This is a genomic window from Nocardioides sp. zg-DK7169, from assembly GCF_013155365.1.
GTDB lineage: Bacteria > Actinomycetota > Actinomycetes > Propionibacteriales > Nocardioidaceae > Nocardioides.
The window spans coordinates 109,471-131,489 of the sequence record NZ_JABJRA010000013.1; the positions used below are offsets into that span (position 1 = coordinate 109,471).

Sequence of the window (22,019 nt, forward strand, 5' to 3'; positions counted from 1 at the left end):
CTCGCCATGGCGAGGCTACGGGAGGTCCTCCCCCGGCCCGTGCTGGTCCTCCTCGCCCTGGTGGTCGTGGTGCAGGCGGTGCTCCTCGCGCACCTGCTCGCCGGTCGCGCCGAGCCGCGCGACGTGCCGCTCGCCGTCGTGGCGCCGCCGATCCTCGCCCAGGAGCTGGCCGCCCGGGCCGCCGACCTCGAGGGCCGGCCGTTCGAGCCGGTCCCCACCGACGAGCGGGCCGCCGCCGTGGCGGCGGTGGCCGAGGGGCGGGTCGACGCCGCCGTGCTGGTCGACCTCACCCGCGACGCCGACACCCTCGTGGTGCGCACGACCCTCGACCCGGAGCTGGTCGCGGCGGTGCGCGCCCGGGTCGCCTCGCTCGGCTCGTCCTACGACCGGGGGCTGCGGGTGCGCGAGGTGGCGCCGCCGGACAACCCCGACGCCGACCGCTCGGCGCTGCTGCTCCTCCCGGCGGGCTGGGTCGTGCTCGGGCTGCTGGTGGCGGCCGGGATCGCGCACCGGCGCGGCTCGCTGGCCCGGACCGGGCGGCTCGCCGCGCTCCGGGTGGGCGCGACGCTGGTGGGCGCCCTGGGGCTGGGGGCGGTCCTGGCCGCGCTCACCACCACCGCCTGGAGCGGGGCGTTCGTGGTGACCTGGCTGGCCGGGAGCGCGGTGCTGCTCGCGTCCGGGTGGCTGGTGCTGGCACTCTGCGCGCTCTACGGGCTGCCCGGGATCGCGGTCGCCGTCGCGCTGTTCGTGCTGCTCGCCACCCCGGCCCTGACCATGCGGGACCTCGCGCTGCTGCCGCAGCCGTGGCCGGTCGTCGTACCGCTCACGCCGTACGGCGCGGGCGCGGAGCTGCTGGGCGAGGCCGTGCAGACCGGGACCACCTCACGCGCCCCGTGGCTGGTGCTCGGGACCTGGCTGGCGGTCCCGCTGCTCACCGTCGCGCTGGTACGGCGCGAGCGGCCCGCGGCTCAGAGGTGGTCGGGGACGATGAGCGCGTCGGGGTCCTGACGCGGCGGCATGCCGGCCAGCGCGAGGCGCACCAGCTCGACGCGCGCCTTGAGCGCAACGGCCCGCTTGAGCCGGCCGCCCTCCTCGCCGAGCTGCGCCTCGACGGCCTCGGTGATCTGGGCGTCGGTGAAGGTCGGCCGGGTGCCCGGCTCAACCTCGACGTCGGGCAGCGCGACGAGCACCGGGAGCACCTGGCTGCCGAGCTGGTCGAGCACCGTGAAGCGCTGGAAGCGCCCCATCTGCTCCCACACCTCGTCGATGTCCTCGCGCTTGCGCCGGCCGCGGCGCTGCGCCCCGACCACCGCCTTGGCGCAGGCGGTCAGGCCGGCGGTCATCTCGTGCTCGGTGAAGCGCATGGGACAAGACTAGGGTCCGCCCCGCCCGCGGCCGACGCCCGGCTCGGCGCACCGCAGGGGCCCGCCACGCACACCACGCCGTACCGGTCGGGCCGGTACGGCGTGGTGTTGGACGGGCGCGGGCCCGCGAGGTGCTGCGTCAGCTGGCGGCGGCCTCGCGGTCGGCGACCAGGTTGAGCGCGATGTCGATGATCATGTCCTCCTGGCCACCGACGAGGCGGCGACGGCCGCACTCCATCAGGATCGAGCGCACGTCGAGGCCGTAGCGGGCGGCCGCGGTCTCGGCGTGGCGCAGGAAGCTGGAGTACACGCCGGCGTAGCCCAGCGTCAGGGTCTCGCGGTCCACGCGCACCGGGCGGTCCTGGAGCGGGCGCACGATGTCGTCGGCGGCGTCCTGGAGCTTGAACACGTCGCAGCGGTGCTCGAAGCCGGAGTGGTCCGCCACCGCGATGAACGCCTCGATCGGGCAGTTGCCCGCACCCGCACCGTGGCCGGCGAGCGAGGCGTCGACGCGGTAGACGCCGTTCTCGACCGCGACCACCGAGTTGGCGACCGAGAGCGAGAGGTTCTCGTGGGCGTGGATGCCGATCTCGGTGCCCGGGTCGAGCACGTCGCGGTAGGCCTTGACCCGCTCCTCGACGCCGCGCATCGTCAGCCGGCCGCCGGAGTCGGTGACGTAGACGCAGTGCGCGCCGTAGGACTCCATCAGCTTGGCCTGCTTGGCCAGCTCCTCGGCGGGCGCCATGTGGCTCATCATCAAGAAGCCCGAGACGTCCATGCCGATCTCGCGGGCGGTGGCGATGTGCTGGGCCGACACGTCGGCCTCGGTGCAGTGCGTCGCGACGCGCACCGAGCGCACGCCCAGGCTGTAGGCGTGCTTGAGCTCCTCGATGGTGCCCACGCCGGGCAGCAGCAGGGTGGTCAGGCGGGCGTTGCCGATGACCTCGGCCGCCGCCTCGATCCACTGCCAGTCGGTGTGCGAGCCGGGGCCGTAGTTGACCGAGCCGCCGGCGAGGCCGTCGCCGTGGGCGACCTCGACGGCGTCCACACCGGCGTCGACCAGGGCCGAGACGATGCGCTTGACGTTGTCGGGGGTGATCCGGTGGCGCACGGCGTGCATGCCGTCGCGCAGCGTGACGTCCTGGACGAAGATCGGGGTCTTCTGCTCGCTCACTGGGCGGTCTCCTTCGCGGCGGCGATCCGCTCGGCGACCTGGAGGCCGGCGGAGGTCATGATGTCGAGGTTGCCGGCGTACGCCGGGAGGTAGTGGGCAGCGCCCTCGACCTCGAGGAAGACCGACACCTGGTGGGTCGGCCGGGTGGTCTCGCCCTCGGCGAGCAGGGTCTCGACCGGCTGGTCGGCCGGGATCTCGGTGATCTGCACCTGCTGCTTGAGGCGGTAGCCGGGCACGTAGGCGGCGACGTCGCCGACCATCTTCTCGACCGAGGCGACGATCTCGGCGTGCACCGACTCGTCGGGCGCGGAGACCAGGCAGAACACGGTGTCGCGCATGATCAGCGGCGGCTCGGCCGGGTTCAGGATGATGACCGCCTTGCCGCGCTTGGCGCCGCCGACGTTCACGATCGCGTTGGAGGTGGTCTCGGTGAACTCGTCGATGTTGGCGCGGGTGCCCGGGCCGGCCGACTTCGAGGCGATGGAGGCCACGATCTCGGCGTACTCGACGGGGACGACGCGGGACACGGCGGCGACGACCGGGATCGTCGCCTGGCCGCCGCAGGTCACCATGTTGACGTTGTCGGCGTCGAGGTGGTCGTCGATGTTGACGGCCGGCACGACGTAGGGGCCGATGGCCGCCGGGGTCAGGTCGATCATCCGCTTGCCGAGGGGACGCAGCTTGGCGTCGTTGGCGATGTGGGCCTTGGCGGAGGTGGCGTCGAAGACGATCTCGATGTCCTCGAAGCCCTCCATCGCCATCAGGCCGTCGACGCCCTCGTGGGTGGTCGGGACGCCGAAGCGCGCGGCCCGGGCGAGGCCGTCGGACTCGGGGTCGATGCCGACCATCGCGCCCATCTCGAGGTGCTGGGAGGTGCGCATCACCTTGATCATCAGGTCGGTGCCGATGTTGCCCGACCCGATGATGGCAACCTTGGTCTTCTTCTCGCTCATCACTGGTCCAAACTGTCGTTGCTGAAACGTGCGGTGACGGTGCCGAGTCCGCTGATCTCGGCGGTGACGACCTGGCCGGGCTCGACCGGGCGCATCGGGCCCAGCGCCCCGGAGAGGACGACCTGGCCGGCGCGCAGCGGCTCGCCGAACGTGCGGGCCTGGTGGGCGAGCCACGCGACGGCCTTGAGCGGGTCGCCGAGGCAGGCCGCACCGTTGCCGGTGGAGACCTCCTCCCCGTCGATGCTCATCGACATCGTGACCTCGACCGGCTCGACCTCGGCCAGCGTGCGGCGCTCGGCGCCCAGCACGTAGAGGCCGGAGGAGGCGTTGTCGGCGACGGTGTCGGCGAAGGTGATGTCCCAGTTGGTGATCCGGCTGCCGACGATCTCCAGGGAGGCCACCGCGTAGTCGATGGCGTCGCGGACCTGGGCGTCGTCGAGCGGGCCCTCGGCGAGGTCCTTGCCGAGCACGAAGGCGACCTCGGCCTCGGCCTTGGGCTGCATCAGCGCCGAGGTCGGGATCTCCGCGCCGTCCTCGAAGCCCATGTCGTCGAAGAGCACGCCGAAGTCGGGCTGGTCGACACCGAGCTGGGTCTGCACGGCCACCGAGGTGGCGCCGATCTTGCGGCCGACCACGCGGGCGCCGCGCTCGAGGCGGGCGCCGTTGAGGCGCTCCTGCACGAGGTACGCCGCGGCGACGTCGTCGGGACCGATGAGGTCGCGCACCGGCGCGCAGGGGGTGCCGGAGAAGTGGGCCTCGATGAGGCGGTCGCCGGCGGCGGCGATGGAGGCGGGGTCGACGGTGGTGGTCGGCCGGGCGTTGTCGCCGGCCGGCACGTCGTACGAGCGAGTGGTCATGTCCTGCTTTCTGGATCGACCGAGGGTGGTGACGGGCTCACCCTCCCCTCCGCTCCCCGGCCGGGCCACCCCCTCGTCTCGCTCAGCGATACATTGCCCGCAAATGTTCGCCCCGGCCGTCCCGAGCCCCGCAGGAGCAGCGCCATGACCGACGCCGACCTCGACACGGTGCTGGGCAAGGCGGTCACGATGCTGCGCGCCTTCACCGTCGACGACCAGGTGTTGTCGCTGGCCGAGCTGGTACGCCGCACCGGCCTGCACAAGGCGACCGCGCACCGCCTGGCCCGCGACCTGGTCGCCAACCGGCTGCTGGACCGCGTCGAGCCGGGCGGCTACCGGCTCAGCGGCGGGCTCTTCGAGCTCGGCCTGCGCGCCTCGGTGGAGCGCAGCCTGCTGGAGGTGGCGATGCCGTTCCTCCAGGACCTCTACGAGCGCACCCACGAGACGGTGCACCTCGGCGTGCGGGAGGGCAGCGAGGTCGTCTACGTCGCCAAGATCGGCGGCCACCGCCAGGCCGTGGCGCCCTCGCGCACGGGCGGACGGATGCCGCTGCACTGCACCGCGATCGGCAAGGCGCTGCTCGCCCACGCCGACCCGGAGCTGCGCCGCCAGGTGCTGAGCGGGCCGCTGGAGCGTCGTACGCCGCGCACCGTCGTCGCCCCCGGGCTGCTGCGCCGCCAGCTCGACGCGGTCCTGGAGACCGGGGTCGCCTTCGAGCACGAGGAGTCCGCCCCCGGGCTGACCTGCGTCGCCGCGCCGGTGCTGCTGCGCGGCACCGAGGCGGTCGCCGCCATCAGCGTCACCGGCCCCACCACCCGCTTCCGCCCCGACCAGCACGTCGCCGCCGTCCGCGCCGCCGCCGCCGGCCTCGCCAGCACCGTCGCCCGCCGCGAGGCCCTCACCCCGCAGCCCTAGACCCCCGTCGTACTCGCCGAGTCGGCGCATTTGCGCCGCCTCGGGGAGAGGGTCAGCCGGCTTCGGGCTCGAGGTCGCCGATGGCATCGAGGTCGGCCGGGTCGCCGAGCACGGGTCGTACGTCGCCGGCGCGGCCGACCCAGCCGAGGCCGGGCTCGTAGCGGCGGACGACCTTGGCCGGGGCGCCCGCGACGATGGCGTGGTCGGGCACCTCGCCGCGCACGACCGAGCCGGCCGCGACGACGACGTTGCGGCCCAGCCGCGTGCCGGGGAGCAGGATCGCGCCGTGGCCGATCCAGGAGCCGGCGCCGACGACGACCGGGTCGTGGGTGCCGAACTGCCGGCCCACCGGCACGTCCGGCTGCTGGTAGCCGTGGCTGGCGTCGGAGACGAAGACGTCCTGGCCGAACCACACGTCGTCCCCGACCTCGACCGACGCGTGCGCGGTGAGGCTGGTGCGCGCACCGATCACGCAGCGGTCGCCGATGACGAGGCCGCGCGCCGGGGCGCCCGGGTCTCCGGGGCCGTAGCCCACCGAGAGGGTCACCTGGCGGCCGACGAGGGTGCGCTCGCCGATGTGGATGCAGTGCTCGTTCATCACCGTGGCGAACGGGAAGCCGATGCAGCTGCCCTCCCCCAGGCTGCCGAACCGGTCGCCGCGGTGGGTCCCCGGGACGATCTCGCCCACGGTCTCGACCCAGCGCCACGCACCATGCACCGCGCGGTTGACCCATCTCCTCGCCAGACTCACCCGGGGAGCGTAGAGGCTCGGCTCGTCCGCCACGAGGCTCGACTCGACCGTCACAACCCTCGGTTCAACGGTCGGAGGGCTCGATTCAACCCACCGCGCATTTCAGAGAGGGGTCGGGCGTCACGGCAAAGGAAGGTAGGTTGCGGCCATGTCCCACCCAGGCGGTGCCCGCGTGCTCGACGAGCTCGACTCCCGGCCGGGCAGCAGCACGTCGCTGCTGCGCACGGTGGTGGCGGAGGCGATCGGGCCGGCGGGCGGGTGGCTGTCGGCGGCGAGCCTGGTCGCGCTGATGCGCGAGGTGGGCGTGCCCGCCGAGCGCACGCGCACCGCGCTGACCCGGCTCAAGGCCAAGGGCCTGCTGGAGTCCGAGCAGCGCGAGCGCGGGGCGGGCTACCGCCTCAGCGCCGAGGGCCGGGCGCAGGTCGCGCGCTCCGAGCGCCGCCTGCACCACCCCCGCGCGATGGCGGCCGGGGACCGGTGGTGCGTCATCTCCTTCTCCGTCCCCGAGAAGGACCGCGACGTGCGCCACCAGCTGCGCCGCGGCCTGAGCGGCATCGGCTGCGGCACCGTCTCCGGGGCGCTGTGGATCTGCCCCGGGTTCCTCGCCGACGAGGTCGAGGAGGTCGTCGCCGAGCTCGGTCTCGACGGCCGCGTGACGGTCTTCCTGGTCGACGAGATCCGCGGCACCACCCCGCCCCCGGAGGCGATCGCCCGCTGGTTCGACCTCGCCGGGCTGCGCGCCGCCCACGAGCAGTTCCTGGCCGCCCACGCCGACGCGCTCACGTCGTACGCCGCGGACCCGACGCCGCGCACTGCCTTCGCGACCTGGACCCGGGTGCTCGACGCCTGGCGCCCGATCCCCTACCTCGACCCCGGGCTCCCGGCGTTCACGCTGCCCGAGGACTGGCCCGGCCAGCGCAGCATCGAGCTCTTCCTGCGCCTGCGCGCCGCCCTGCGCGAGCCCGCCACGTCGTACGTCGCCTCGGTGGCCGCCGGCGCGCCCGCCCCCGCGCCGGCGGTCGTGCACCGGGCGGCCCCCGCGGACGCGGGTGCGGTGCTGACCCGCCTCCACCTGCCCTCGGGCCACCGCCAGGGCATCGCGGTCGGGCCCGACGTGGCGCCCGAGGTGGTGGCCGCGGCCGCCGAGGTCCTGGCGTGCGCCGGCGCCGACCCGCAGCGGCGACTCGCCACGGTGCGCCCGCGCGTCGGCGAGACCCGCACCCGCACCGAGGACCTGCGCTGGTTCGTCGAGCGCTACGGCCACGAGTACACCGTCGTGGCCGCCACGTCGGCCGAGGCCGGGGCCGCCCCGACCGACGCGGGCCCCGAGGCCGCCCCCGAGGCCGCCCCCGCGCCCGACCCCGCCCTCGTGCGCGCCTGCGCCGCCGCCGGGTGCGCCCTCGTCCTCACCTGAACATGACCGGATCGTGACGATCAACAGATAGACGAAATGTGTTGTGGGAGGGTGGACCCGCCACCTCCGCTCCGCTCCCAGAAGGCCACCTGATGACGCGTCCAGCCCGCCGGGCCCTGCCCGCCCTGCTCGCCACCCTCCTCGTCGCACCCGCGCTGGCCGCCTGCGGGAGCGACGATGAGCCCGCGCCCACCACGGACCGCGCCGGCGCGCGGACCCCGCTGCCCGCGACCGACGACAAGCTGCGCGACCTGCTCCCCGCCGACGTCCGCGAGCGCGGCACGCTCGAGCTGGGCGCGCTGTGGGAGACCCCGCCGGTGATCGGCGTGACCGCGAGCGACACCTCCACCCCGGTGGGCATCGCCCCGGACCTGGCCACCGCGATCGGCGGCCTGCTCGGCCTCGAGGTCTCCTGGCAGAACCTGCAGTGGCCCGCCCAGCTCCCCGGCGTGCAGTCCGGGTCGGTCGACGCGCTCTTCGGCCAGGTCACCGCGACCGCCGAGCGCGAGCAGGCCGTAGTGGACCTGGTGCCGTTCCTGGAGAGCACCTTCTCGGTCCTGCTCACCGCCGACGCGGCCGAGGGCGTCACCGGCCTGGCCGACCTGTGCGGCACCACCCTCGCCGTCCCGGTCGGCTCGGTGCAGGGCGCCGCCCTGGCCGAGCTCAACGAGGACGAGTGCGCGGGCGACGCCGTCGAGATCGCGGAGTACCAGGGCGCCACGCTGGCCATCAGCGCGGTCAAGGCCGGCTCCGCGGACGGCTGGATCGACAACACCGTGAGCACCCTGGAGGCCGCCGAGGCCGACTCCTCCCTCGCCAACGTCGAGCTCGCGCCCAGCGACCTCGCGCCCTCGATCAACGCGATCGCGGTCTCCAAGGAGAGCCCGGAGCTGACCGAGGCCCTGGTCGGCGCGCTGCGCCGCCTGGCCGAGGAGGGCACGTACGGCGAGGTCCTCGCCGCGCACGGCTTCGAGGCCGCCGCGATCGGCGCCGACGCCCTGCGCGCCAACCCGATCACCGGCACCGCCGTCGGCGCGACCGCCCGACGATGACCGCCCGACGATGACCAGCACCGAGCACGCCGCCACCGCCACGGCGCCCGCCGGCCCCTCCCCCCGTCGTACGCCGCGGCGTCCCGCGCGCCGCCGCGACGTGGTGCCGGTGCGCCACTGGGGCCGCGGGATCGCCACCGCGGTCGTGGTCCTGCTGGTCGTGCTGACCGGGCGCGCGCTGGTGACCAACCCGCACATCGAGTGGAGCGTCGTCGGCGACTACCTGCTCGACGCCGCGGTGCTCGAGGGCCTGTGGCTGACGCTGAAGATGACAGCGCTCGGCATGGTCATCGGGCTGGTCCTGGCCGTGCTGGTCGGCGTCATGCGCACCGCGCGCAGCCGCGTCGTCGCGGCGGTGGCGTGGGCGTGGATCTTCGTCTTCCGCGGCGTGCCCCTCGTGGTGCTGCTCGTGCTGCTCGGCAACCTCGGCCTCTTCGTCACCGACCTGAGCCTGACCGTCCCGTTCACCGACGTGGAGCTGTGGTCGCGCCCGGTCAAGGAGGTCGTGACGCCGTTCGTCGCCTCGGTGCTCGCCCTGGCCCTCGCGGGCTCGGGCTACATGGCCGAGGTGGTGCGCTCGGGGCTGATCTCGGTCGGCACCGGCCAGCGCGAGGCGGCCAAGGCACTCGGCCTCGACGAGGCCCGCACGCTGCGCCTGGTGGTCCTGCCGCAGGCGCTGCGCGTCATCGTGCCGCCGCTCGGCAACGAGCTGGTCGGCATGCTCAAGGCCTCCGCGATCGTCTCGGTGATCGCCGGCGGCGACCTGATGACCACTGTGCTCGGCATCTCCGGGGTCACCTTCCGCACCATCGAGATGCTGCTGGTGGCGAGCATCTGGTACCTCCTGGTCATCGCGGTCCTCTCCGCCGGCCAGTTCCTCCTCGAGCGCAAGGTGGCGGAGCGATGAGTGAGACCGACCGGCCGATGATCGAGGCCCGCGGCCTCGACAAGCACTACGGCCACACCCAGGTCCTGCATGGCGTCGACCTCGACGTGGCCCGCGGCGAGACGGTGTGCGTGATCGGCCCGTCGGGCTCGGGCAAGAGCACCCTGCTGCGCACCCTCAACCACCTCGAGGACATCTCGGCGGGCTCGATCCGGATCGGCGGCGAGCTGATCGGCTACCGCGAGAAGGGCGGGCGCCTGCACGAGCTGCGCGAGCGCGAGGCGTGCCGCCAGCGCCTCGACATCGGCATGGTCTTCCAGCACTTCAACCTCTTCGGCCACCTCACCGCGCTGGAGAACGTCGCGCTCGCCCCGATCAAGGTCAAGCGTGAGAAGCCCCAGCAGGCGCGCGCGTACGCCGCCGAGCTGCTCGCCCGCGTCGGCCTCGCCGGCAAGGAGGACGTGCACCCCTCGCGGCTCTCGGGCGGCCAGCAGCAGCGGGTCGCGATCGCCCGCGCGATGGCGATGCGCCCGCAGGTGATGCTCTTCGACGAGCCGACCAGCGCACTCGACCCCGAGCTGGTCGGGGAGGTGCTGGCGGTGATGCGCGACCTCGCCGAGACCGGCGGGATCACGATGGTCGTGGTCACCCACGAGATCGGCTTCGCCCGCGAGGTCAGCGACCGCGTGGTCTTCATGGACGCCGGCCGCGTCGTCGAGGTCGGCCCGCCCGCACAGGTCCTCGACGCGCCCCGCGAGGAGCGCACCCGCGCCTTCCTCTCCGCGGTCCTGCGATGAGCGTCGGGCCGCCCCGACCCGCCCCGCCACATCCCCCTGTTCCCCCGACCCACCCCCAGGAGCCGACCGTGACCGACGCGCCCGCGCTGCGCACCCCCGACAGCGCCGAGGCGGTGCTCGCCAACGTGCGGGCCCTGCTCCCGCTCGTGGCCGCCGAGAGCGACGCCGTCGACGCCGCCGCCCGGCTGACCCCGGCGCTGGAGCGGGCGTTCCGCGCGGCGGGCATCCTCCAGATGGCCTTCCCCGCCTTCCGCGGTGGCCTGGAGATGACGCTGTCGCAGCAGCTGGAGGTGGTCGCCGAGATCGCCACCGTCGACGCCTCGGCCGGCTGGAACGTCGCCGTGCTCAACGCCGGCGGCTACTACGCCGCCCGCCTCGGCGACCGCGCGTACGCCGAGCTCTACCCCACCCGCGACCGGCCCACCTCCGGCTCCTTCCACCCCCGCGGCCGGGCCCGGCGCGTCGAGGGCGGCTACCTCGTCACCGGTCGCTGGGACTGGGGCAGCGGCAGCCTCAGCGCCGACCACGTCGTCGGCAGCGCCGAGGTGTACGACGGGGAGGACCCGGTCCTCGCCGCGGACGGCCGGCCGCTGCACCTGGGCCTGTGGCTGCCGCGCGAGGCGATCCGGGTGCTCGACAACTGGCAGGTGCTGGGCGTGCGCGGGTCCGGCAGCACGTCGTACGAGATCACCGAGCCGGCGTTCGTGCCCGAGCACCACAGCTTCGACCGCGACGCGGCGTACGACCAGGGGCGCGACCCGCTCAACCGCAGCGTCCGCGTCGCGCACTTCCCGCTCACCGGCGTCGCCCTCGGCGTCGCGCGCCGTCTCGTGCACGAGGCGGCGGCGGTGCTCGCGGCCCGCACCGCCGGGCGCAGCGCGCGCTCGCTGGACGGCGGCGTGCTGCGCGACCTGGGCACGGCGATGACCGAGGTCGACTTCGCCTTCGCCGGCGTGCGCGACGTCGCCCGGATCACCGACGAGATCCTCTTCGGCGACCTGGAGCTGACCCCGGTCCACGAGGCGCGGATGACCGCGGCCAACGCCGCGGCGGGCAACACCCTGCGCCGGGTCGTGGAGCTCGCGACCGAGGTGGCCGGGGCGTCGTACCTGCGCGACACCAGCCCGATGCAGCGGGTGCTGCGCGACGCCCACGGCGCGCTCGCCCACACCGGCACCCGCCGCATGCTGCTCGGCGCGCTCGCCGCCGAGGCGCTCGACGCCCCGTCGGCCGGCCTCACCGTGCCCGACGACGCGCGTCACGGCAGCGGCGCGCTCGGTGTCCTGGAGGCGCTGGCCCCCACGGGAGCGCGGTGAGCGAGCCCGGCCCCACGCCGCCCACCCCCCGGGTACGGGTGGTCGTCGACCGCGCCGACGCGCCGCGCTGCGGCCTGGCCGTCGGCGACGCCTTCGTGATCGACGGCAGCCGACTGGTCGGTGACGGCTCGCCGGTCTGCCCGCTCGCGCTCAGCGCGGTGGCCTCGGTGCTCGCCGCGCGGCAGTACCCGCTGCCCGCCGACGACTGGCTGGTCCGCAAGCCCTACCTCACCTGCGTCCACGCCGAGGAGGGCGTGGTGCTGCGGCTGGAGGCGGCGTCGTGAGCCTGCGCGTGCGGTGCACCGTCGAGGCGATGAACTACTCCGCCTGCGGCCTCGCCCTCGGCGACCACTTCGACCTCACCTCGACCTCCGTGGAGGTCCCGGAGGGCCGCGAGTTCTGCTACTTCGCGATCGCCGGCGTCATCACCGCGGTGCACGGCCGCCTCGACGCCGAGGAGCCGGACGCCTGGCTGCGCTCGCGCCCGCTGCTCGCCTGCCCCGACCCGCCCGAGGCGCTGCACCTGCGCGTCGAGGTCGTCCCCGACCCCGGCGTACCGACCCGACCCGCTCAGGCCGAGCAGCCCGAACCCGATCGACAGGGAGACCCCCGATGACCCGACCCGTGACCTTCAGCGTGCGCGTGGGCGGCCACGGCGTGTGGTCGGTGGTCGACAAGGCGCGCGCCGCCGAGGAGGCGGGCTTCGACCAGGTGTGGACCGGCAACGACTTCCTCGGCGAGCCGGGCCTGGTCACCCTCGCCGCGATCGCGCTGCGCACCGAGCGGATCCGGTTCGGCTCCGGCGTGCTCGACCCGGTCACGCTGCACCCCGGCCAGCTCGCGACGTACGCCTCGGGGCTCCAGGAGGTCTCCGGCGGCCGGTTCCTGCTCGGCATCGGCGCCGGCTCGGAGGTCTTCTTCGCCCGCGCCGGGGTCGAGCCCGCCAAGCCCGCCGTCCGCACCCGCGAGGCGGTCGTCGCCGTGCGCGAGCTGCTCGCCGGCCGCTCGCCCGCGGGCGTCCCAGGCGCGGCGCCCGGCTGGACGCCGCAGGCGGTGCTGCGCGACCCGCACCCGACCCCGGTATACGTCGGCGGGATGGGCCCGCGGATGCTCGACCTCACCGGCCGGCTCGCCGACGGCGCGCTGCCCCTGTGCCTGCCCCCGCGCCACGTCCACCACGCGGTCGCCCAGATCGCCGCGGGCGCCGAGAAGGCCGGCCGCAGCATCGAGGACCTCGACGTCGCCGCCTGCGTGTGGGCGTCGATCTCGGAGGACCGCGACACCGCGCGGCGCCTGCTGGCGCGCCACATCGCGCTCTACAGCGGCTCGCTCGCGCCCGCCGCGCTGGTCGCCAACGGGCTGGACCCCGAGGAGTTCGCCCGCACCCAGGCCATCCTCGACACCGAGGGCGAGGAGGCCGCCACCGACTCGGTCTCGGAGGCGATGCTGGAGCTCGGCATCGTCGGCAGCGCCGAGGAGGTCGTCGAGCGCTGCGCCGCGCTGGTCGAGTCGGGCGTGCGCCACCTGTCCTTCGGCCCGCCCCTGGGACCCGACCCGGTCGCCTCGATCCGCCTGCTCGGCGAGCGGGTGCTGCCGGTGCTGCGCGCCCAGCTCGGCTGAGGCTCGGGCCGCCGGCTCAGGGGCGCGCGAGCACGCGCGCCTCGAAGGCCAGCACGTCGGCGAGCAGCGCCTCGTCCTCGGGCGTCTCCCCGCCGAAGCCGCCGTGCCGCGCGGCCTCCAGCACCCGCAGCTCGACCGGCACCCCCGCGTCGAGCAGCCGGCGGTGCATCCGCACGGTGGTGGAGAGGAACAGGTCACGGGTCCCGGACTGCAGGAAGGTCGGCGGGAAGCCGCGGACGTCACCGAGCAGCGGCGAGACCAGCGGGTCCGCCAGGTCCTGGCCGGCGGCGTAGAGCCGGGCCGTCCGCGGCATCGGGGCGAGCAGGTCGACCCCGCGCAGCGTGCGGAAGGTGTCGCCGGACTCGGTGAGGTCGAGCGCCGGGCTCAGCAGCACCAGTCCCGCCGGCATCGGCAGGCCCTCCGCGCGGGCGCGCAGCAGCACAGCCGCGGCGAGGTTGCCGCCGGCGGAGAACCCGTGCACCACGACCCGCGCGGCGTCGTGGCGCTCGAGCGCCGCGGCGTACACCGCGAGGCAGTCGTCGAGCGGCGCCGGGAACGGGTGGTCCGGCGGCATCCGGTGGTCCACCGCCCAGGTGACCGCGTCGCGCCGGGCGGCGGTCGCGAGGGCGCCGGCACGCGCCAGGTCGCCGCCGCCGGATACGAACGCGCCGCCGTGCAGGTGCACCACGACCGGCGCACCGTCCGGGTCTGTCAGGTGCCCCGGCACCAGCTCGTACGTCGTGACGCCCGCGACCTCGCGCCGGGTCGCGCGCACCTCCCCGGGCACGGGGCGGGCGGCGGCGAGCGCGGCGGCGGTCAGCCCGTCGAGCAACTCGGCGTACTGCCGCCAGCCGGCGACGTCGTCCACCGCGGGCTCCGGCACGGGTGCGCCGACGGGGCGGGCGAGCACCTCACGCGCCGCCTCGCTCACGGACGCGGGCGGCGGGTGGGCCGGTCGGTCCTCCACCACCGCTCCCGCCTGGCCTCGGCCGGCCTCAGCCGCGCCCGGCGGCGCGGACGCGCACCTTGACCGCGAGCGGGCGGTGGTCCGAGCGGAGGCCCTCGACCACCTCCTGGCGCGTCGGCACCAGGATCTCGCGGCGCAGCGCCCGGCGCCCGACCATCACGTAGTCGATGTGCCGCCCGGTGCCGGGGTGGGTGAGCGCCACGGCGTCGTTGCCCCCGAGAACCTGCCAGCTCGAGGCGAGCGAGTCGCGCAGGTGGGCGAACATCATCGCCGGGTGCCGCACCTCGAGGTCGACGAAGGCATCGACGTTGAAGTCCCCCACGACGACGGCCTGCCCGGGCGCCCTGGCGATCGCGGCCTCGAGGCGGTTCCAGTGCTGCTGGGCCCACCGGATCCGCGGCCGCACCGGATGACCCGGGCGGCCCTGGCCCTGCGACTCGATGGTGGGGATGACGTGGTTGTTGAACACCGACAGCACCCGGCCGGTCGCCTTGTGCCGCAGCGTGACGCGGTTGAAGAACTTGCGCGGCACGTCCTTGCGGTGTCGCTTCAAGGTCGCGGCGCGGTGCGCCAGGTAGCTCTCGGTCTCCACCAGCTCGAAGGTCGACCGGCGCCACGAGATCGGGTCCTGGCGCGCCTCGCCGGGCGGCACCCAGGTGGCCCAGCCGTGCTTGCGCAACCGGTGCAGGGCCTTGTCGCGTCCCCACATCTCCTGCCAGCCGATGATGTCGAGGCGCGAGCGGCCGGCCAGCTCGCGGATGTCGCGGCGCGCCGCCTTCGCGGGCATCTCGCGGAACATGTTGTACGTCGCGACCCAGATCGGCGTCCGCTCGCGCCCCCGCTCGGCCGGCGCGGCGGAGGCTGCTCCGGGCAGCAGCGACAGCACGATCGCGAGCGACACGACGAGGGCGGCGGCGGTACGGCGCATGGTTTCTCCGGGATCGACGGCACGGCCGCTGGCAAGGTACCCCGCCGCGAGGGGTGCCCCTCGGCGCGCGACAGGCGTTGTATCGGTGGATGGACACTCTCGCGCGCATCCCGACCGACCGCATGCACCTGGGCCTGATGCTGGCCCTCACCTTCGCCACGGGCCTGGTCGACGCCCTGTGCTACCTCGGGCTTGACCAGGTCTTCACCGCGAACATGACCGGCAACGTGCTGCTCCTGGGCATGGCGCTCGGCGACGGCGGCGACCTGGCGCTGGCCGGGCCGCTGCTCGCGCTGGCCGGCTTCGCCCTCGGAGCCGCTCTCGTGGGGCGGGTCCTCAAAGACTCCCACGAGCCGTGGAGCATCCTCTCCACCTGGCTGCTGGGCCTGGTCGCCATCATCGTCCTGGCCGTCGGGGTCGTCCTGCTCGTCACCGGCGGGGACCCGGACCGCACGGTCCGGCTCAGCGTCACCACGGCGCTCGGCGTCGCGATGGGCACCCAGGCCGCGGCCGCGCGCTTCATCGCGGTCAAGGACGTCACGACCATCGTGGTCACCCAGACGATCACCGGGCTCGCGATCGACTCGCCCCTCGGGAACGGGCGCGGACGCTCCGCGGGTCGGCGCGGCGCCGCGGTCGTGCTGATCATCTCCGGTGCCGCCGTCGGGGCGCTCCTGCTGACCTGGCACCTGGGCGCCACCCTGCTGCTCGCCGGCCTCGTCATCGCCGCCGTCACCGTCATCGGCGACCTGCACGCCCGCGCGGTGCGGGCCGCCGCGACGGCGCCCTGACCGGCCGCGCTCAGTCGAGCACGGCGGTGGCCTCGATCTCGACCAGCAGGTCGGGTGCGGCGAGCGCGGCCACCCCGATGCCGGTGAGCGGCGCGACCGGGGTCTCGATCCCGAGCCGGGCGGCCGCCCGGGAGATGCCCTCGACGAAGAGCGGCATCTTGCCCGGCTCGTAGTCGACGAAGTACGCCGTCAGCTTGACCACGTCGTCGAACGTCGCGCCGGCGGCGGCCAGCGCCGTGCCGACGTTCACGTAGGCCTGCTCCACCTGGGCGGCGAGGTCGCCGAGGCCGATCACGGCACCCTCCGCGTCGATCGCGACCTGGCCGGCGAGGAACACCAGCCGCGACCCGGTGCCGATCGACACCTGCCGGTAGAGCCCCACCTCGGGCAGGCCCTCGGGGTCGATCAGTTCCACAGCCATGGTGCGCTCCTCGTGTCGTGGCGGTACGTCGAGGCGTGCGCTGAGACGCTCCGCACCCCGGAGCAGATCACGCTACGCCCCGCGGCCGACTCAGCCCCCGACAGCAGCCGCCCTCAGGTGCGCAACGCGCGGCACCACCAACTGGGCCAACACCGCCACGGCGTACGCCGGCCTCCCGGCGCCGCTGAAGGCGCTCGTCGACAACCTCTGGGCGCTGCACAGCAACGAGTACGACTACGCGAACGCCTTCGAGCGGGAGGACGAGAGCTCCTACAACACCACCGCCGGCGCCGGAGTCAAGGCCGGCGAGCAGCCCGGCGACGCGCCCGTCGGCGTGTCCGGCGAGGCGAGCCGTCAGGTCAAGGGCGACCCGAGCGCCTACCTCGGTGGGATCGACGCCCTCATCAGCTGATCCAGCGCACCGCCGTCGTGCCCGTCCCTATCGCAGGGGCGGGCACGCGTCGTCCGCGGGCAGGTGCTCGTCCGCCCACGTCGACAGCGCCCGCATCGCGGGCAGGATCGCGTGCCCGGCCTCGGTGAGGCCGTAGACCACCGACACCGGCGGCCCCTCCTCCACGGAGCGCCGCACCAGTCCCGCCCCGGACAGCTCGCTCAGCCGGTCCGAGAGCATCGAGTCGCTGATCCCGGCGATGGCGCGCTTGAGGTCGGCGAACCCGGCCGGCCCCTCCAGGAGCGTCGCCAGCAGCACGCCGTTCCACCGCTTGCCCAGGAAGCCGAAGGCGCGGATGAGGCCGCCGCTGCACGCCCGCGGGTCGTGACCCGCCGCGTCCGGAGCCGCCTCTCTCGCCATACGGGCAGCCTACCCGTCGCCACCTGCTGGACTAGTTGCTATGTTTTTCGTAGTACCTACTCAATCCCAAGCAGCAAGTCCAGGAGCGGTCATGACTCAGGCACCCCCCACCCTCTTCGCCCTCGAGGAGCAGGCGCGTGCGCTCCTGTTCACCGAGGCCCGCACGGCGAACACCTTCGCCGACACCCCGGTCACCGACGAGGAGCTCTCCGCGATCTGGGAGCTCGCCCGCTGGTCGCCGTCGGCGGCCAACACCCAACCGCTGCGCGTGCTGTTCGTGCGCACCGAGGAGGGCAAGGCCCGCCTGATCCCCCACCTCGCCGAGGGCAACCGCGCGAAGGCCGCAGGCGCACCGGTCGTCGCCGTGATGGCCTACGACCTCGACTTCCACGAGCACATGCCCACCGTCTTCCCGGCGCGCGGTGAGCAGATGCGCGAGAACCTCGGCGGCCAGCCGCAGCTGCGCGAGGGCATGGCCCGCCAGTCCGCCTCGCTCCAGACCGGCGTCTTCCTCCTCGCCGTCCGCGCCGCCGGCCTCTCGGCCGGCCCGATGGGCGGGTTCGACGCGGCCGGCATCGACGCCGAGTTCTTCGCCGGTACGACGTGGCGCAGCCACCTGGTCGTCAACATCGGCCACCCCGGCGTCGACCCGTGGTTCCCGCGCCTGCCCCGCCTCGAGCACGAGCAGGTGCTCGCCTGGGCGTGAGGCCCGACCGCCCCGAAATCACCACAGCCCCCGCCTGCTCGTCGCAGGGCGGGGGCTGTGCCGTGGAGCCGCCTGTCGGAATCGAACCGACGACCTAATCATTCTGGTCTCTGGTTAGCGAGCGAGACACCGAGGGAAGCAACGGGCATGCATGGGCACCGATTCACGCTCAGCATGCTCCCGGTACGTCCCGCGCGGACCTCGTGGACATGTACCTGTCCCAGCCATTCACCGGTCCAACCACCGGAAACTGAGCGGTCGAGCATCGTGCCCCCGCAAAGCCCGAGACAGGTGTCGGCCGTGGCTGACATGGTGTCCTCAGCGTGTACGAGGCACGAGTGCCGGGCGAACACGCCAGCGGACGTCTGCGACAATGAACGAGACGAAAGAGAGGGGCGGGCATGGCGCGCGGAGACCTGCTCGTCGCGCTGGTGAAGTCCGGCGCGGGCGGCGACGACCTCGCGTTCCGTCGCGCCGCTGAGGCACTCATCGCAGAGGAGAATGCCAAGAAGCACGGCGTGCTCGCCTCGCAGTTGGCCGATGCTCTCACCCGTCGACGCAACCCGGGCTCGTCCGTTTCACCCCTGACGCGCCCCCAAGAATCAGTTGGCCTGCTCCACGAGACCGAACCGACTAGACGACTAACGGACCTCGTGCTCCCGACCTCCGTTCGGCAGTCGACCGCAGACCTCATCGAGGAACACCACCGTCGTGATCTCCTCCGCAGCCACGGGGTGGAGCCACGCCACCGCATCCTCCTCGAAGGACCTCCCGGCAGCGGAAAGACCACCCTCGCGGAGGCAATCGCGACAGAGGTCGCTGTCCCGTTCTTGACAGTGCGCTACGAGGGGCTCATTGGTTCGTTCCTAGGCGAAACTGCGAGCAGACTCGACGCTCTGTTCTCCGCCGTGCGCATCCGGCCGTGTGTCCTCTTCTTCGACGAGTTCGATGCGGTTGCAAAGGAGCGGGGGGACACACACGAGACCGGCGAGATTAAGCGGGTTGTGAGTTCGCTCCTGCTCCAGGTCGACCGACTCCCCAGCCACGTCATAGTCGTCGCGGCGACCAATCATGCCGAGTTGCTCGACCGCGCAGTGTGGCGGCGCATGCAGGTTCGGCTGTCGCTGCCGAAGGCCAGTCGTGAGGGCAAGATTGAATGGCTTAGGGCTTGGTCGGCCCGTACCGGTGTGGAGTTCGGAAAGTCCGAGCGCACCATCGCCGACCGACTCCGCGACGTCAGTTACGCCGAACTTGAAGACTTCGCCACCGACGTACAGCGGCGACTGATTCTCGACGGCTTCGACGCAGACCCGGGAGCGATCACTGAGCGCATCTTGAAGGCATGGGGCAACCGAGCCAAGCCAGAGTCCAGTGACTGACGGCGGCGGCGTCGAACGGCCAGTGCTGTGGGGTCGGGTTGGCCCACCCACAACGTTCTCTCCCAACGCGCGTGGCGGCTCAAAGGTCGCCCTGCCGTCGGCGAATAGGCAGGGGCAGCGTCTGGGAAGCAGATTCCAGGATCTCGACGACGCCTTCGCAGAACAGGCGACGCTAACTTTGTCGCTCGGAGCAAGCGATCCACAACTTGTCGTTGTTTTTGAGGCGATTGACGAGCGCGTCGACCTAACGAGAGTTGCCGAACTCGCGGGACTTGAGATTCTCACGGAGGTTGAGCGGGACTACGAGCCAGATCCCGACTTCCCCCGGACAGGGGTTAACAAAGACCTCCCCGTCAATGGCTGCTTGCACGCCGTTTGCATCAACGACAAGTCCAAGGCCAACATCCTTGGGCAGTGGCGACGCTGGCAGCAGACAGGGAACGTCGACAGGGGTTACGCCCCCCTTCGAAACCTGTTCGAGCACCTGAAGGACGTGCGGCCATGGGGCCCACAGGACCGCGTTCGGACAGCAGAATTAGCCGCATCCTTGAGCGGCATGCTGCCGGGTGACCACACAGTGGAGATCGAACTCTGGTACCGAGGCTCGCCTGCCCTTCGCCAGAAAGCCCAGGACGAAGTTTCGGCTCTAATTACAGCGGCAGGGGGGGAAGTCCTTACCGTCTCGCAGTTGGCCGAGGTCGGGTACCACGGGATGAAATGCACCGTCCCCCTCGACGTCCTTCAGCGCCTAGCAGCGGGAGACTTCGACGCGGTTGCTGCGGTGAAATCGAGTCACGTTATGTACCTGCGCGCGACCGCCCAGTCGTACTCGTTCTCGGATGAGGCCCCGACAACTCCCCTGGTGTCTGGTCCTCTCCCCTCGGGGGACCCCGTTCTGTGCGTGCTGGACGGCGTCCCCGTGGCGAATCATCCTCTGCTCCAAGGGCGTGTCACCGTGCACGACCCGGACGATCTAACGTCTGAAAGCGCGTCGGACACCGCACTTCGTCGTCATGGGACAGCCATGGCATCTGTATGTGTCTGGGGGGATCTCTCCGATTCGCCCGTTGCCGCGACTCGGCCCGTCATGGTTCGGCCGATCTTGACTCCGGCCGACGACACCCAGGACCGTGCCGAAGAGTTGCCGAGCACCGAACTGGCCCCCGACCTCATGCGCCGCATCTTCCGCGAACTGTTCGAGGGGGACGGAACGTCAGGTCCAGTCGGCGACTCAGTGGTGGTTCTCAACCTGTCAGTTGGGGACCCCGCCGCACCATTCGATGGCGTGATGTCGTCTTGGGCCCGTACCCTCGATTGGCTGAGTGCGACGTACGGAGTCGTTGTTGTCACCTCAGCCGGTAACCACCCGTCACTCCCTGTCCCCTCTGGCACAGGAACCCTGACCTCCGTGGACGGAAGCGCGCGTGCGGACGCAGTCAACGCTGTAGTTGCCGAATCCGTTCCCCGCCGCAGCCTCCTGTCGCCAAGCGACTCTCTCAACGCCCTGACGGTCGGGGCACTGAACCATGACGGCAACGGCCAAGTGCACTTGGGGTACCGCTTCGACCCGGCCGCCGGGGAACTCATCGTCAACCCCACCAGTGCAGTCGGCGCTGGGCACCGCCGTTCGGTGAAACCGGACCTTCTCGCGCCGGGGGGACGGGCACTCTTCCAAGAACCCATCTCGCAACTAGAGACTGAACTTCGCCCCGCAGTCCAGAGCGCTTTCGGGCCCGGCATCAAGGTGGCATCTCCCGGCGGAGGGGAGGTCTTCACGATGGGCACGAGTCCAGCCGCCGCCGCCGTGGCGCGCTCGGCGGCTAGGGCGGTTGACGCAGTTCTCGACATCACGAACCGCCAACTCAGGCGTTCAGAACTTGCCGTGGCCACAAAAGCGCTGGTGGCTCACTCGGCAAGAGTGACCCCTGACTTGCGCGTGCACGAAGCCCTCAGTCCATACGCGCACGGTTACGGCGCGGTTCTACGCGATTTTGCCGACGGTTGCGAGCCACATGAGGCGAGCATCTTGTTTGTGGGCGACATTGGCGCGAACGAACAGCGCGTGCTGTCCTTCCCGCTCCCAGACGGACTGCAAGTTCGAGGCTTGAAACGCGTCACGGCAACTCTCGCTTGGTTGTCCCCGGTGAACTGGCGGCACAGGCAGTACAGGCGAGCCGCTCTGGACTTCGCCAAGCCGACTGGAATGACTCAACTGGGGACGGCGATCGACGTCGGCGGCGACCAAGCGAAACGCGGCACCCTTCAACACACGGTCTGGGAAGTACAAAAGGCCATTGGTCTCGGAGCCGGGAACGACCTAAGTCTGACGGTTCAGTGCAAAGAGCAGGCTGGAGGGCTCCAAGGGGAACGGGTGAACTTCGCCGTAGCGCTCTCCTTGTGGGTTGCGCCCGAACTGGATGTGGATGTCTACAACCAGGTCCGGCAGCAGGTCTTGGCGCGCGTCCCGGTGGCGCCAGGCCCCTAGCGCTGGCGAAGCGTGCACCCGACCTACGGATTCCACGCGGCGAGCACGCGCAGACGGGGTCATGACCCCCTGTCGCCGGAAGGCAGGGTCCAATATGTCGGAGGACAAGAAACTCGAAGGCGTGCGCAAGTGGCTCGAAGCGAGCGCGCGAGCCCCTCGAACTGCGCACCGCACGGGCGTTTCGGCAGCATGCTGAGAAGCCAGTACGGCAATCCTTCTGGCACAACCCAGCCTCTTGCCGATCTATGGGTCGGCCAACCGCCCTTGATGAGAGCGGGGTCACGACACACGTCGCGGCGGCGCACACTGGGGACTGCCCCCAGTTGAGTTGACACCTGACCTCTGAGGTTTCGACCTCAAGCGGAAGGATGTCCCCGTGGCAAAGCCCTATCCCAAGGAGTTCCGCGACGACGTCGTGGCCGTGGCCCGCAA

General features: G+C 72.6%; 24 protein-coding genes. 15 read left to right on the forward strand and 9 right to left on the reverse strand.

What is annotated here, in order from left to right; all coding sequences use genetic code 11:
- Window positions 1-6 precede the first annotated feature (6 nt).
- Window positions 7-1,008: a hypothetical protein gene (locus HOQ23_RS18295; RefSeq protein ID WP_172216556.1), complete on the forward strand. Its 1,002-nt coding sequence runs from the start codon at window positions 7-9 to the stop codon at window positions 1,006-1,008.
- Here the strand turns inward: HOQ23_RS18295 and HOQ23_RS18300 are convergent.
- The 4 genes from HOQ23_RS18300 to HOQ23_RS18315 all read right to left on the reverse strand — a co-directional run bounded on the left by HOQ23_RS18300 (window position 969) and on the right by HOQ23_RS18315 (window position 4,348).
- A complete protein-coding gene (locus tag HOQ23_RS18300; protein WP_172216558.1) occupies window positions 969-1,364 on the reverse strand; it encodes a hypothetical protein in 396 nt (131 codons plus the stop codon). The two genes, HOQ23_RS18295 and HOQ23_RS18300, sit on opposite strands and share 40 nt — an antisense overlap.
- Before the next feature lie 139 nt (window positions 1,365-1,503).
- The gene (gene dmpG / locus HOQ23_RS18305) at window positions 1,504-2,538 is read right to left on the reverse strand and encodes a 4-hydroxy-2-oxovalerate aldolase (RefSeq protein ID WP_172216560.1); all 1,035 of its coding nucleotides are present in this window, start codon (window positions 2,536-2,538) and stop codon (window positions 1,504-1,506) included.
- Window positions 2,535-3,491: an acetaldehyde dehydrogenase (acetylating) gene (locus HOQ23_RS18310; protein ID WP_172216562.1), complete on the reverse strand. Its 957-nt coding sequence runs from the start codon at window positions 3,489-3,491 to the stop codon at window positions 2,535-2,537. Before HOQ23_RS18310 ends, dmpG begins: the two co-directional genes overlap by 4 nt.
- Window positions 3,491-4,348 carry a 2-keto-4-pentenoate hydratase gene (locus tag HOQ23_RS18315; RefSeq protein ID WP_172216572.1) on the reverse strand — a complete coding sequence of 286 codons (858 nt, stop codon included), beginning with the start codon at window positions 4,346-4,348 and terminating at the stop codon, window positions 3,491-3,493. Before HOQ23_RS18315 ends, HOQ23_RS18310 begins: the two co-directional genes overlap by 1 nt.
- 144 nt (window positions 4,349-4,492) lie before the next feature.
- Between HOQ23_RS18315 and HOQ23_RS18320 the strand changes: the two genes are divergently transcribed.
- Window positions 4,493-5,263 (forward strand): IclR family transcriptional regulator, encoded by a 771-nt coding sequence (locus HOQ23_RS18320; protein WP_172216574.1) that lies wholly within the window; start codon window positions 4,493-4,495, stop codon window positions 5,261-5,263.
- A gap of 52 nt (window positions 5,264-5,315) precedes the next feature.
- Here HOQ23_RS18320 and HOQ23_RS18325 read toward each other — a convergent pair whose 3' ends face one another.
- The gene (locus HOQ23_RS18325; RefSeq protein WP_367650571.1) at window positions 5,316-6,014 is read right to left on the reverse strand and encodes a DapH/DapD/GlmU-related protein; all 699 of its coding nucleotides are present in this window, start codon (window positions 6,012-6,014) and stop codon (window positions 5,316-5,318) included.
- A 148-nt stretch (window positions 6,015-6,162) separates the two neighbouring features.
- On the opposite strand from HOQ23_RS18325, the gene HOQ23_RS18330 reads away from it, so the two are divergent.
- The 8 genes from HOQ23_RS18330 (at window position 6,163) to HOQ23_RS18365 (ending at window position 13,099) form a co-directional block, all read left to right on the forward strand.
- Window positions 6,163-7,428 carry a PaaX family transcriptional regulator C-terminal domain-containing protein gene (locus HOQ23_RS18330; protein ID WP_172216576.1) on the forward strand — a complete coding sequence of 422 codons (1,266 nt, stop codon included), beginning with the start codon at window positions 6,163-6,165 and terminating at the stop codon, window positions 7,426-7,428.
- Between the two features lie 92 nt (window positions 7,429-7,520).
- Window positions 7,521-8,480, forward strand: coding sequence for a transporter substrate-binding domain-containing protein (locus tag HOQ23_RS18335; RefSeq protein ID WP_172216578.1), 960 nt, complete (start codon window positions 7,521-7,523; stop codon window positions 8,478-8,480).
- A gap of 10 nt (window positions 8,481-8,490) precedes the next feature.
- Window positions 8,491-9,387: an amino acid ABC transporter permease gene (locus HOQ23_RS18340; RefSeq protein WP_172216580.1), complete on the forward strand. Its 897-nt coding sequence runs from the start codon at window positions 8,491-8,493 to the stop codon at window positions 9,385-9,387.
- Window positions 9,384-10,163, forward strand: a complete 780-nt coding sequence (locus HOQ23_RS18345; RefSeq protein WP_301539840.1) for an amino acid ABC transporter ATP-binding protein — start codon at window positions 9,384-9,386, stop codon at window positions 10,161-10,163. Before HOQ23_RS18340 ends, HOQ23_RS18345 begins: the two co-directional genes overlap by 4 nt.
- A gap of 68 nt (window positions 10,164-10,231) precedes the next feature.
- Window positions 10,232-11,479 carry an acyl-CoA dehydrogenase family protein gene (locus tag HOQ23_RS18350; protein WP_216654405.1) on the forward strand — a complete coding sequence of 416 codons (1,248 nt, stop codon included), beginning with the start codon at window positions 10,232-10,234 and terminating at the stop codon, window positions 11,477-11,479.
- On the forward strand, window positions 11,476-11,763 hold the full coding sequence (locus tag HOQ23_RS18355; protein WP_172216584.1) for a TIGR04076 family protein: 288 nt from the start codon (window positions 11,476-11,478) through the stop codon (window positions 11,761-11,763). The genes HOQ23_RS18350 and HOQ23_RS18355 overlap by 4 nt, the downstream gene beginning before the upstream one ends.
- Window positions 11,760-12,095 carry a hypothetical protein gene (locus HOQ23_RS18360; protein ID WP_216654406.1) on the forward strand — a complete coding sequence of 112 codons (336 nt, stop codon included), beginning with the start codon at window positions 11,760-11,762 and terminating at the stop codon, window positions 12,093-12,095. The genes HOQ23_RS18355 and HOQ23_RS18360 overlap by 4 nt, the downstream gene beginning before the upstream one ends.
- Entirely contained in the window at window positions 12,092-13,099 is a 1,008-nt protein-coding gene (locus HOQ23_RS18365; protein WP_172216586.1) for an LLM class flavin-dependent oxidoreductase, read from the forward strand. Before HOQ23_RS18360 ends, HOQ23_RS18365 begins: the two co-directional genes overlap by 4 nt.
- 16 nt (window positions 13,100-13,115) lie before the next feature.
- Here HOQ23_RS18365 and HOQ23_RS18370 read toward each other — a convergent pair whose 3' ends face one another.
- Both HOQ23_RS18370 and HOQ23_RS18375 read right to left on the reverse strand, forming a co-directional pair.
- A complete protein-coding gene (locus HOQ23_RS18370) occupies window positions 13,116-14,069 on the reverse strand; it encodes an alpha/beta hydrolase fold domain-containing protein (RefSeq protein ID WP_172216588.1) in 954 nt (317 codons plus the stop codon).
- 25 nt (window positions 14,070-14,094) lie between these two features.
- Window positions 14,095-14,994, reverse strand: coding sequence for an endonuclease/exonuclease/phosphatase family protein (locus HOQ23_RS18375; RefSeq protein ID WP_172216590.1), 900 nt, complete (start codon window positions 14,992-14,994; stop codon window positions 14,095-14,097).
- Window positions 14,995-15,083: 89 nt separating this feature from the next.
- Between HOQ23_RS18375 and HOQ23_RS18380 the strand changes: the two genes are divergently transcribed.
- Window positions 15,084-15,785, forward strand: a complete 702-nt coding sequence (locus HOQ23_RS18380; protein WP_172216592.1) for a YoaK family protein — start codon at window positions 15,084-15,086, stop codon at window positions 15,783-15,785.
- 10 nt (window positions 15,786-15,795) lie between these two features.
- Here the strand turns inward: HOQ23_RS18380 and HOQ23_RS18385 are convergent, their stop codons facing one another.
- Window positions 15,796-16,206 carry a RidA family protein gene (locus HOQ23_RS18385; RefSeq protein WP_172216594.1) on the reverse strand — a complete coding sequence of 137 codons (411 nt, stop codon included), beginning with the start codon at window positions 16,204-16,206 and terminating at the stop codon, window positions 15,796-15,798.
- Here HOQ23_RS18385 and HOQ23_RS21345 point away from each other — a divergent pair.
- Window positions 16,205-16,618 carry a hypothetical protein gene (locus tag HOQ23_RS21345; protein ID WP_301539841.1) on the forward strand — a complete coding sequence of 138 codons (414 nt, stop codon included), beginning with the start codon at window positions 16,205-16,207 and terminating at the stop codon, window positions 16,616-16,618. The genes HOQ23_RS18385 and HOQ23_RS21345 overlap by 2 nt on opposite strands.
- 27 nt (window positions 16,619-16,645) lie before the next feature.
- Here HOQ23_RS21345 and HOQ23_RS18395 read toward each other — a convergent pair whose 3' ends face one another.
- Window positions 16,646-17,017: a helix-turn-helix domain-containing protein gene (locus tag HOQ23_RS18395; protein WP_172216597.1), complete on the reverse strand. Its 372-nt coding sequence runs from the start codon at window positions 17,015-17,017 to the stop codon at window positions 16,646-16,648.
- Between the two features lie 91 nt (window positions 17,018-17,108).
- Here HOQ23_RS18395 and HOQ23_RS18400 point away from each other — a divergent pair, with 91 nt between their 5' ends.
- From HOQ23_RS18400 to HOQ23_RS18410, 3 genes are all read left to right on the forward strand, one after another.
- Complete coding sequence (locus HOQ23_RS18400; RefSeq protein ID WP_172216599.1) at window positions 17,109-17,723, forward strand: malonic semialdehyde reductase; 615 nt, start codon at window positions 17,109-17,111, stop codon at window positions 17,721-17,723.
- Between the two features lie 401 nt (window positions 17,724-18,124).
- The gene (locus HOQ23_RS18405) at window positions 18,125-19,102 is read left to right on the forward strand and encodes an AAA family ATPase (RefSeq protein WP_172216602.1); all 978 of its coding nucleotides are present in this window, start codon (window positions 18,125-18,127) and stop codon (window positions 19,100-19,102) included.
- On the forward strand, window positions 19,095-21,587 hold the full coding sequence (locus HOQ23_RS18410; RefSeq protein ID WP_172216604.1) for a S8 family peptidase: 2,493 nt from the start codon (window positions 19,095-19,097) through the stop codon (window positions 21,585-21,587). The genes HOQ23_RS18405 and HOQ23_RS18410 overlap by 8 nt, the downstream gene beginning before the upstream one ends.
- Window positions 21,588-22,019 lie beyond the last annotated feature (432 nt).

What these genes read in the sequence shown, in the direction of transcription:
- HOQ23_RS18295 (WP_172216556.1), top strand. Translation starts at nt 7, where the DNA reads ATGGCGAGGCTACGGGAGGTCCTCCCCCGGCCCGTGCTGGTCCTCCTC.
- HOQ23_RS18300 (WP_172216558.1), bottom strand. Translation starts at nt 1,364, where the DNA reads ATGCGCTTCACCGAGCACGAGATGACCGCCGGCCTGACCGCCTGCGCC.
- HOQ23_RS18310 (WP_172216562.1), bottom strand. Translation starts at nt 3,491, where the DNA reads ATGAGCGAGAAGAAGACCAAGGTTGCCATCATCGGGTCGGGCAACATC.
- HOQ23_RS18315 (WP_172216572.1), bottom strand. Translation starts at nt 4,348, where the DNA reads ATGACCACTCGCTCGTACGACGTGCCGGCCGGCGACAACGCCCGGCCG.
- HOQ23_RS18320 (WP_172216574.1), top strand. Translation starts at nt 4,493, where the DNA reads ATGACCGACGCCGACCTCGACACGGTGCTGGGCAAGGCGGTCACGATG.
- HOQ23_RS18330 (WP_172216576.1), top strand. Translation starts at nt 6,163, where the DNA reads ATGTCCCACCCAGGCGGTGCCCGCGTGCTCGACGAGCTCGACTCCCGG.
- HOQ23_RS18335 (WP_172216578.1), top strand. Translation starts at nt 7,521, where the DNA reads ATGACGCGTCCAGCCCGCCGGGCCCTGCCCGCCCTGCTCGCCACCCTC.
- HOQ23_RS18340 (WP_172216580.1), top strand. Translation starts at nt 8,491, where the DNA reads ATGACCAGCACCGAGCACGCCGCCACCGCCACGGCGCCCGCCGGCCCC.
- HOQ23_RS18345 (WP_301539840.1), top strand. Translation starts at nt 9,384, where the DNA reads ATGAGTGAGACCGACCGGCCGATGATCGAGGCCCGCGGCCTCGACAAG.
- HOQ23_RS18365 (WP_172216586.1), top strand. Translation starts at nt 12,092, where the DNA reads ATGACCCGACCCGTGACCTTCAGCGTGCGCGTGGGCGGCCACGGCGTG.
- HOQ23_RS18375 (WP_172216590.1), bottom strand. Translation starts at nt 14,994, where the DNA reads ATGCGCCGTACCGCCGCCGCCCTCGTCGTGTCGCTCGCGATCGTGCTG.
- HOQ23_RS18380 (WP_172216592.1), top strand. Translation starts at nt 15,084, where the DNA reads ATGGACACTCTCGCGCGCATCCCGACCGACCGCATGCACCTGGGCCTG.
- HOQ23_RS21345 (WP_301539841.1), top strand. Translation starts at nt 16,205, where the DNA reads ATGGTGCGCTCCTCGTGTCGTGGCGGTACGTCGAGGCGTGCGCTGAGA.
- HOQ23_RS18385 (WP_172216594.1), bottom strand. Translation starts at nt 16,206, where the DNA reads ATGGCTGTGGAACTGATCGACCCCGAGGGCCTGCCCGAGGTGGGGCTC.
- HOQ23_RS18395 (WP_172216597.1), bottom strand. Translation starts at nt 17,017, where the DNA reads ATGGCGAGAGAGGCGGCTCCGGACGCGGCGGGTCACGACCCGCGGGCG.
- HOQ23_RS18400 (WP_172216599.1), top strand. Translation starts at nt 17,109, where the DNA reads ATGACTCAGGCACCCCCCACCCTCTTCGCCCTCGAGGAGCAGGCGCGT.
- HOQ23_RS18405 (WP_172216602.1), top strand. Translation starts at nt 18,125, where the DNA reads ATGGCGCGCGGAGACCTGCTCGTCGCGCTGGTGAAGTCCGGCGCGGGC.